We start from the raw sequence: 8,505 nt of genomic DNA on the forward strand, positions 1-8,505 counted from the left end.
ACACCCCCCAACTGCCGCCCAGCCCACACACCGTACCCTCCCTGGTGCCCCACGCGGTCCTGGCCTACATCGATGCGCACGGTCTGTACCGTGCGTCGAACTGAACAAGGCGTGCTTCACTGATACGAATCCACGTATCGCCAAGCCGCCGAATACATGAGCAAAACGAGTTTTATATGACCGACAAAGATGTAAGCAAAGTTAAGCGCAAAGGCACATTCAAGAGCGCGCCGCTGCCGGAAGTGGCCAACACCAACGAGCCGCTGAAGGGCGACGAGCTGGTCAAGATTGCCGTGGCAGCCCTGGAAGACGTCAAGGCACAAGACATCCAGATCATTGATGTTCGCGACAAGCAGAGCATCACCGACTACATGATCATCGCCACCGGTACTTCCAATCGCCAGATCAACGCGATGCTGGACAAGGTCCGCGAAGAAGTCAAAAAGCAGGGCGCCAAGCCGCTGGGCGAAGAAGGCAAGGGCGACAGCGACTGGGTGCTGCTCGACCTGGACCTGGTGATCGTGCACATGATGACCGCCTCGGCGCGTCAGTTCTACGACCTGGAACGCCTGTGGGCCGGTGCCGAGCAAAGCCGTGCGGCAGACGCCAAGCACCACAGCCCGGAAAACACCCACGAGCATTTCACCAAGCTCAACAAAGACCAGCTGTAAGGGATCGCTGTGCGACTGCGACTGATCGCCGTCGGTTCACGTATGCCCAAGTGGGTGGAAGAAGGCTGGCATGAATATGCCAAGCGTCTTCCGTCCGAGCTGGCGCTGGAACTGGTGGAAATTCCGCTCAATACCCGTGGCAAGAACGCCGACGTGGCCCGTTTCATCCGCCAGGAAGGCGAAGCCATGCTGGCCAAGGTCGGGCCGAACGAGCGGATCGTCACGCTGGAAGTCCACGGCAAGCCTTGGAGCACCGAGCAACTGGCGGTCGAACTCGACCGTTGGCGGCTGGATTCGCGCACGGTCAATTTCATGGTCGGCGGCCCCGAAGGGCTGGCGCCGGAAGTCTGCGCCCGCGCTGATCAGCGCTGGTCGTTGTCGCCGCTGACCTTGCCGCATCCGCTGGTGCGGATCCTGATCGGCGAACAGCTGTACCGTGCCTGGACCGTGCTGTCCGGTCACCCTTACCACAAGTAGTCCAGCCCTCATGTCTCAGCCGATCCGCATCAAGGACCACGAAAAGGACGCCCGCCTGGTGCGTAGCCGCGTCGTGTTCGGGGCCATTGCGGTCATGCTGTTGATCTGCGTGTTGATTGCGCGGCTGTACTACTTGCAGGTGATCCAGTACGAGTACCACTCGACACTCTCGGAAAACAACCGCGTCCACGTGCAGCCGATTCCGCCGACCCGTGGGCTGATCTTCGACCGCAACGGCGTGGTGGTGGCGGACAACCGTCCGAGCTTCAGCCTGAGCATGACCCGCGAGCGTTCCGGTGACTGGCAGCAAGTGCTCGACGTGATCGTCGAAGTGCTGCAGCTGACGCCCGAGGACCGGGTGATCTTCGAGAAGCGCATGCGTCAGGGGCGTCGGCCATTCGAGCCGGTGCCGATCCTGTTCGAGCTGACCGAAGAGCAGATCGCCCGGATCGCGGTGAACCAGTTCCGCCTGCCTGGGGTGGAAGTGGTTGCGCAACTGGTGCGCCACTACCCGCAGGGCGCGCACTTTGCGCACTCGGTGGGTTACATGGGGCGGATCAACGAGAAAGAGCTGAAAACCCTCGATCCGGTCAACTACAGCGGCACTCATCACATCGGCAAGACCGGCATCGAGCGTTTCTACGAGCCGGAACTGCACGGGCAGGTGGGTTACGAGGAAGTCGAGACCAATGCCCGCGGCCGCGTGTTGCGCGTGCTCAAGCGTACCGATCCGATTCCCGGCAAGGACATCGTCCTGAGTCTGGACATCAAACTGCAGGAAGCGGCCGAAGCTGCACTGGGCGGGCGGCGTGGCGCGGTGGTGGCGCTCGATCCGAAGACTGGCGAAGTGCTGGCGATGGTCAGTCAGCCGAGCTTCGACCCGAACTTGTTCGTCACCGGTATCAGCTTCAAGGCCTACGCCGAGCTGCGTGATTCCATCGACCGGCCGCTGTTCAACCGGGTGCTGCGCGGCCTGTACCCGCCGGGTTCGACGATCAAGCCGGCGGTGGCGATTGCCGGTCTCGATTCTGGCGTAGTGACGGCGTCAAGCCGGGTGTTCGACCCCGGTTACTACATGCTGCCCAACTACGATCACAAGTACCGCAACTGGAACCGTACCGGCGACGGCTTCGTCGATCTCGACACGGCGATCATGCGTTCCAACGACACCTACTTTTATGACCTGGCGCACAAGCTGGGCATTGATCGGTTGTCGGCTTACATGAACAAGTTCGGCATCGGCCAGAAGGTTTCGCTGGACATGTTCGAAGAATCCCCCGGCCTGATGCCGTCCCGCGAGTGGAAACGCGCGACGCGCAAGCAGGCCTGGTTCCCGGGCGAAACCCTGATTCTGGGGATCGGCCAGGGCTACATGCAGTCCACACCGCTGCAATTGGCCCAGGCTACGGCGCTGGTGGCCAACAAAGGCATCTGGAACCGGCCGCACCTGGCCAAGACTATTGAAGGCGCCAAACCGGTAGACGAGAACCCGATGCCGGACATCGTCCTGCGCGATCCGTCGGACTGGACCAAGGTCAACCACGGCATGCAGCAGGTGATGCACGGCGCCCGTGGTACCGCGCGCAAGGCGGCGATCGGTGCGCAATACCGCATCGCCGGCAAGTCCGGTACGGCCCAGGTGGTCGCGATCAAGCAAGGTGAGAAGTACGACCGCTCCAAGGTTCAGGAACGCCACCGCGACCACGCCTTGTTCGTCGGTTTCGCCCCCGCCGACAACCCGAAAATCGTGGTCTCGGTGATGGTCGAGAACGGTGAATCCGGCTCCGGTGTGGCCGCGCCCGTGGTGCGTCAGGTGATGGATGCCTGGCTTCTGGATCAGGAGGGTCGATTGAAGGCCGAATACGCCGGTCCTATCAGTGCGGAGGCTACGGCCCGTGATGAATAATTTTGATCGCATGCTCTCCAGCGAGGATGTGATGCGTCGCCGGGCGACGCTGCTGCAACGTCTGCATATCGATGGCCCGCTGTTGATCCTGCTGCTGATCCTCGCTGCGGGCAGTCTGTTCGTGCTGTATTCGGCCAGCGGCAAGAGTTGGGATCTGCTGGGCAAACAAGCCACTTCGTTCGGCATCGGCCTGGTGTCGATGATCGTCATCGCCCAGTTCGAGCCGCGGTTCATGGCGCGCTGGGTGCCACTGGGTTACGTGGTCGGCGTGGTGTTGCTGATGGTGGTGGACATCATGGGCCACAACGCCATGGGTGCGACGCGCTGGATCAACATCCCCGGGGTGATCCGCTTCCAGCCCTCGGAGTTCATGAAGATCCTGATGCCGGCGACGATTGCCTGGTATCTGTCCAAGCGCACGCTGCCGCCGCAACTCAAGCACGTCGGGATCAGCCTGATGCTGATCGGTGTGCCGTTCATTCTGATCGTGCGCCAGCCCGACCTCGGTACGTCGCTGCTGATTCTGGCGGGCGGCGCGTTCGTGTTGTTCATGGGCGGGCTGCGCTGGCGCTGGATCCTCAGCGTGCTGGCCGCCGCCGTACCGGTGGCCATCGCCATGTGGTTCTTCATCATGCACGACTACCAGAAACAGCGGATCCTGACGTTCCTCGACCCGGAAAGCGATCCGCTCGGCACCGGCTGGAACATCATCCAGTCGAAAGCCGCGATCGGTTCCGGCGGCGTGTTCGGCAAGGGCTGGCTGCTGGGCACCCAGTCGCATCTGGACTTTTTGCCGGAAAGCCACACCGACTTCATCATCGCCGTACTTGGCGAAGAGTTCGGTCTGGTGGGCATCTGCGCGCTGCTGTTGATCTATCTGTTGCTGATCGGGCGCGGCCTGGTGATTACCGCCCAGGCACAGACGCTGTTCGGCAAACTGCTCGCCGGCGCGCTGACCATGACGTTTTTTGTTTATGTTTTCGTCAACATCGGTATGGTCAGTGGCCTGTTGCCGGTGGTGGGGGTGCCGTTGCCCTTCATTAGCTATGGAGGAACTTCGCTGGTGACACTGCTGTCAGCGTTTGGGGTTTTGATGTCGATTCATACGCATCGCAAGTGGATCGCACAGGTTTGAATAAGGTGAAGAGTTCAATGCAAGTCATGCGCAGCTGGGCGACTCGTTACGCGCCGTGGGTCGGCCTGGTCGGCATCCTTGGCAGCGCGCAGGAAGCGCTGGCCGGCGATTACGAAGGCTCACCGCAGGTGGCCGAATTCGTCGGTGAAATGACCCGCGACTACGGGTTTGCCGGTGAGCAACTGATGGCGGTGTTCCGCGAGGCGCAGCGCAAGCAGGCGATCCTCGACGCGATTTCCAAGCCTGCCGAGCGGGTCAAGCAGTGGAAAGAATATCGCCCGATGTTCATCACCGACGCGCGCATCGCCCGTGGTGTGGACTTCTGGCGCCAGCACGAGGCCGTACTGGCCCGTGCCGAGCAGGAATACGGCGTACCGGCACAAGTCATCGTGTCGATCATCGGCGTCGAGACCTTTTTCGGACGTAATACCGGCAATTACCGGGTGATTGATGCCTTGTCCACGCTCGGTTTCGACTATCCTCCCCGTGCCGAATTTTTCCGCAAGGAATTGCGTGAGTTCCTGCTGCTGGCCCGCGAAGAACAAGTCGATCCGTTGACCCTCAAAGGCTCGTACGCCGGGGCGATGGGCTTGCCGCAATTCATGCCGAGCAGCTTTCGCGCCTATGCGGTGGATTTCGACGGTGACGGTCACATCAATATCTGGACCAATCCGGACGATGCGATCGGCAGTGTGGCCAGTTACTTCAAGCGGCATGGCTGGGTCGCCGGGGAACCGGTGGTCAGCCGCGCCGATGTGCGCGGCGAGCAGGTCGATGAAGGCCTGACCACCGGCATCGAGCCGACGAAGACGGTTGGAGAGTTGCGGGCGCTGGGCTGGTCAAGTCATGACGCGCTGCGCGATGATATGCCGGTTACTGCATTTCGCCTCGAAGGCGACAACGGCCCTGAATACTGGATGGGCCTGAAGAATTTCTACGCGATCACGCGTTATAACCGCAGCGTGATGTACGCCATGGCCGTACATCAACTGTCTGAAGAGCTGGTAAAAGCACGGGGCGTCAAGTAATGCGGGCATTGCCTATCAATAAACCCCTGAAGCTGGTGGCTTTCGCTGCGTTGGCGGTGCTGGTCGCCAGCTGTTCAACCAGCCGCGCGCCGACCCAGAAGACCTCGTCCACCGCCGTACGTGCGCAGCCGGGGCTGGACATCAACCGCGCGCACAAAGACGGCGCGCCGTGGTGGGATGTCGACGTTTCGCGGATCCCGGATGCCACGCCGACCCTGCACACCGGCCCGTACAAGGCCAACCCGTACACCGTGCTGGGCAAGACCTATTTCCCGTTGCAGGAATCCAAGACCTACGTCGCTTCGGGCACGGCGTCCTGGTACGGCACCAAGTTCCACGGGCAGAACACCGCCAACGGCGAAGTGTATGACCTGTACGGCATGAGTGCCGCTCACAAGACTCTGCCACTGCCAAGTTACGTTCGGGTGACCAACCTGGACAACAACAAGAGCGTGATCCTGCGGGTCAACGATCGCGGGCCGTTCTATTCGGACCGGATCATCGACTTGTCTTACGCGGCCGCGAAGAAGCTCGGGTATGCCGAAATCGGCACCGCGCGGGTCAAGGTCGAGGGCATCGATCCTCAGCAATGGTGGGCCGCGAAGGGCCGTCCGGCGCCGCTGATGCTCAACGAGCCGCAAGTCGCGCAGAATAGCGCCCCGGTGATCACGGCTTCGGCCGGTACCATCGAGCAGTGGACCCCGCCGCCGCAGCAACATGCCTCTGACACTGTACCTGTACAGATCAGCGCAAAAAAAAACGCTTCTGCACCAGCGTCTGGCCAGTATCTGCAGGTGGGCGCGTTCGCCAACCCGGACGCTGCAGAACTCCTGAGGTCGAAGCTCAGCGGGATGGTGAGCGCTCCGGTGTTCATCAGCTCGATCGTGCGCAATCAGCAGACCCTGCACCGGGTACGCCTGGGGCCGATCGGTTCGCCGGGTGAAATCGCCCAGGTGCAGAACAGCGTGCGCCTGGCCAACCTCGGTTCGCCGAGCGTGGTCACCGAGTAAGAAACGTAGCACTTGATTGACGGTTCACTTGCGGTTTTGGGGGGTGAACCAGGTTGTTGGCTCGTCGAAGAACAAAAGCCCGGCAAGGGTGACTGGAGTGAGCAACTGAACACGCGATGGCCCGTTAGAAGGCTGTCTGAATAGTTTTGCCTTCGGGCAAGTTTCCATTAGCGATTTCGAGAGACGGATGAACATCACCACCTTTGCCAAACGCCTGTGTCTGCTAGTCCCGCTGCTCCTCTCGCCAGCCGCCTTCGCGGCCGAGATGATGCCGTCGCCACCTCAACTGGCTGCTAAAGCCTACGTGCTCATGGACGCCAGCAGCGGCAACGTGCTGGTGGAGAACAACGGTGACCAGCGTCTGCCGCCAGCCAGCCTGACCAAGCTGATGACCGCGTACATCGCTACGCTGGAAATCCGTCGCGGCCAGATCGGTGAAAACGATCCGGTGACCGTCAGCGAAAACGCCTGGCGTACCGGCGGTTCGCGGATGTTCATCAAAGTCGGCTCGCAAGTGACCGTCAGCGACCTGCTGCACGGCATCATCATCCAGTCCGGCAACGACGCCAGCGTGGCGCTGTCCGAGCACATCGCCGGCAGCGAAGACGCGTTCGCCGACCTGATGAACAAGACGGTCGCCGATCTGGGCATGACCAACTCGCACTTCATGAACCCGACCGGTCTGCCGAATCCTGAGCACTACTCGTCGGCTCACGACATGGCGATCCTGGCCCGTGCGATCATCCACGAAGACCCGGCTCACTACGCGATCTACTCGCAGAAAGAGTTCTTCTGGAACGGCATCAAGCAGCCTAACCGCAACCTGCTGCTGTGGCGCGACAAGACCGTTGACGGTCTGAAAACCGGTCACACCGACGAAGCCGGCTACTGCATGGTGTCCTCGGCTGTACGTGATGGCCAGCGCCTGATCGCCGTGGTGTTCGGCACCAACAGCGAAGTGGCCCGTGCTGCTGAAACCCAGAAGCTGCTGACCTACGGTTTCCGTTTCTTCGAAACCCAGACCTTTTACCAGAAGGGCACCGAACTGGCTCAGGCCCCGGTGTGGAAAGGCACCACCAGTCAAGTCAAGGCCGGCCTGGCTGAAGACCTGACCATGACCCTGCCAAAAGGCCAGCTGAAAAAGCTCGCTGCCAGCATGACCATGAACCCGCAACTGACCGCGCCAATCGCCAAGGGCGACGTGATCGGTAAAGTCGAAGTGAAACTGGACGACAAGGTGGTGCACAGCGCTGACCTGATCGCTCTGGACGCTGTCGAGGAGGGTGGTATCTTCCGCCGCATGTGGGATAGCATCCGTCTATTCTTCTACGGCTTGTTCAACTGATTGAGTGTTGACCTGCATGGCCCCGTTCCTATCCGGTTCGGGGCCATGTGCGTTACCACGGCTTACGCTTACGAGGCCGTTACGCCATGACCGATACCGAAGTAAAGGCGCCAAAGATCGAATTCCCTCAGGTTGATTATCCGGTTAAGGTAATCAGCGATACGGGCGTCGGGCACAAAGACAAGATCATCGAGATCGTGAAGAAATTCGCGACCATCAACGATGAGCGTGTCGACGAACGCTCGAGCAGCAACGGCAAGTACACCACCATCCAGTTGCACATCGTCGCGACCGATCAGGATCAGCTGTACAACATCAACAGCGAACTGCGGGCGACCGGTTTCGTACACATGGTGTTGTGATGCACGGCACGCTGGGCTTTCGCGAACTTGGCCAGATGGCTTACGAGCCGGTCTGGCATGCCATGCAACGCTTCACCAACGAACGCGGCAGCGATGCCGCCGACGAAATCTGGCTGGTCGAGCACCCTCCGGTGTTCACCCAGGGCCAGGCCGGCAAGGCCGAACACCTGCTGCTGCCGGGCGATATCCCGGTGGTACAGGTCGATCGCGGCGGACAGGTGACTTATCATGGCCCCGGCCAACTGGTGGCTTACCTGTTGCTGGACGTGCGCAAGCTGGGCTTTGGTGTGCGTGATCTGGTCACGCGCATGGAACACTGCCTGATCGAACTGCTGGCCAGCTACGGCGTGATCGCTGTAGCCAAGCCAGATGCTCCCGGCGTCTACGTCGACGGAGCGAAAATCGCTTCTCTGGGTTTGCGGATTCGCCACGGTTGCTCCTTTCATGGCCTTGCCCTGAACGTGGATATGAACCTGGAGCCGTTTCGACGGATTAATCCCTGCGGCTATGCCGGGCTGGCGATGACCCAGCTGAGCGATCACGCAGGATCGATTGAATTTGCCGAGGTAAG

The 8,505-nt window shown here is 60.9% G+C and carries 9 protein-coding genes and 1 pseudogene; all 10 read left to right on the forward strand.

Features of this window, described 5'->3' with window-relative positions; translation table 11 throughout:
- A pseudogene (locus ACIOUG_RS26130) lies at positions 1–104 on the forward strand (nicotinic acid mononucleotide adenylyltransferase); the annotation flags it as partial.
- Between the two features lie 72 nt (positions 105–176).
- Positions 177–671, forward strand: coding sequence for a ribosome silencing factor (gene rsfS, locus ACIOUG_RS26135; RefSeq protein ID WP_401069933.1), 495 nt, complete (start codon positions 177–179; stop codon positions 669–671).
- A 9-nt stretch (positions 672–680) separates the two neighbouring features.
- Positions 681–1,148: a 23S rRNA (pseudouridine(1915)-N(3))-methyltransferase RlmH gene (gene rlmH, locus ACIOUG_RS26140; RefSeq protein WP_003185785.1), complete on the forward strand. Its 468-nt coding sequence runs from the start codon at positions 681–683 to the stop codon at positions 1,146–1,148.
- A 10-nt stretch (positions 1,149–1,158) separates the two neighbouring features.
- Positions 1,159–3,054 (forward strand): penicillin-binding protein 2, encoded by a 1,896-nt coding sequence (mrdA, locus tag ACIOUG_RS26145; protein WP_096796302.1) that lies wholly within the window; start codon positions 1,159–1,161, stop codon positions 3,052–3,054.
- Positions 3,055–3,085: 31 nt separating this feature from the next.
- Complete coding sequence (gene rodA / locus ACIOUG_RS26150) at positions 3,086–4,189, forward strand: rod shape-determining protein RodA (protein WP_047296919.1); 1,104 nt, start codon at positions 3,086–3,088, stop codon at positions 4,187–4,189.
- A 17-nt stretch (positions 4,190–4,206) separates the two neighbouring features.
- A complete protein-coding gene (mltB, locus tag ACIOUG_RS26155; RefSeq protein ID WP_007960589.1) occupies positions 4,207–5,217 on the forward strand; it encodes a lytic murein transglycosylase B in 1,011 nt (336 codons plus the stop codon).
- On the forward strand, positions 5,217–6,227 hold the full coding sequence (locus ACIOUG_RS26160; protein WP_007960588.1) for a septal ring lytic transglycosylase RlpA family protein: 1,011 nt from the start codon (positions 5,217–5,219) through the stop codon (positions 6,225–6,227). Before mltB ends, ACIOUG_RS26160 begins: the two co-directional genes overlap by 1 nt.
- Positions 6,228–6,414: 187 nt before the next feature.
- Positions 6,415–7,572 carry a D-alanyl-D-alanine carboxypeptidase family protein gene (locus ACIOUG_RS26165; RefSeq protein WP_003228546.1) on the forward strand — a complete coding sequence of 386 codons (1,158 nt, stop codon included), beginning with the start codon at positions 6,415–6,417 and terminating at the stop codon, positions 7,570–7,572.
- Between the two features lie 86 nt (positions 7,573–7,658).
- Positions 7,659–7,934, forward strand: coding sequence for a DUF493 domain-containing protein (locus ACIOUG_RS26170; RefSeq protein WP_003228544.1), 276 nt, complete (start codon positions 7,659–7,661; stop codon positions 7,932–7,934).
- Positions 7,934–8,505: lipoyl(octanoyl) transferase LipB (gene lipB / locus ACIOUG_RS26175; RefSeq protein WP_401069938.1), on the forward strand; the 572-nt coding region annotated here is incomplete at its 3' end. The genes ACIOUG_RS26170 and lipB, both read left to right, overlap by 1 nt.

Source organism: Pseudomonas sp. NPDC087803, from assembly GCF_044742995.1.
Classification (GTDB): Bacteria; Pseudomonadota; Gammaproteobacteria; order Pseudomonadales; family Pseudomonadaceae; genus Aquipseudomonas.

Bases quoted from the DNA above. Each gene is read 5' to 3' on its own strand.
- rsfS (WP_401069933.1), top strand. From the start codon at position 177: ATGACCGACAAAGATGTAAGCAAAGTTAAGCGCAAAGGCACATTCAAG.
- mrdA (WP_096796302.1), top strand. From the start codon at position 1,159: ATGTCTCAGCCGATCCGCATCAAGGACCACGAAAAGGACGCCCGCCTG.
- rodA (WP_047296919.1), top strand. From the start codon at position 3,086: ATGCGTCGCCGGGCGACGCTGCTGCAACGTCTGCATATCGATGGCCCG.
- mltB (WP_007960589.1), top strand. From the start codon at position 4,207: ATGCAAGTCATGCGCAGCTGGGCGACTCGTTACGCGCCGTGGGTCGGC.
- ACIOUG_RS26160 (WP_007960588.1), top strand. From the start codon at position 5,217: ATGCGGGCATTGCCTATCAATAAACCCCTGAAGCTGGTGGCTTTCGCT.
- ACIOUG_RS26165 (WP_003228546.1), top strand. From the start codon at position 6,415: ATGAACATCACCACCTTTGCCAAACGCCTGTGTCTGCTAGTCCCGCTG.
- ACIOUG_RS26170 (WP_003228544.1), top strand. From the start codon at position 7,659: ATGACCGATACCGAAGTAAAGGCGCCAAAGATCGAATTCCCTCAGGTT.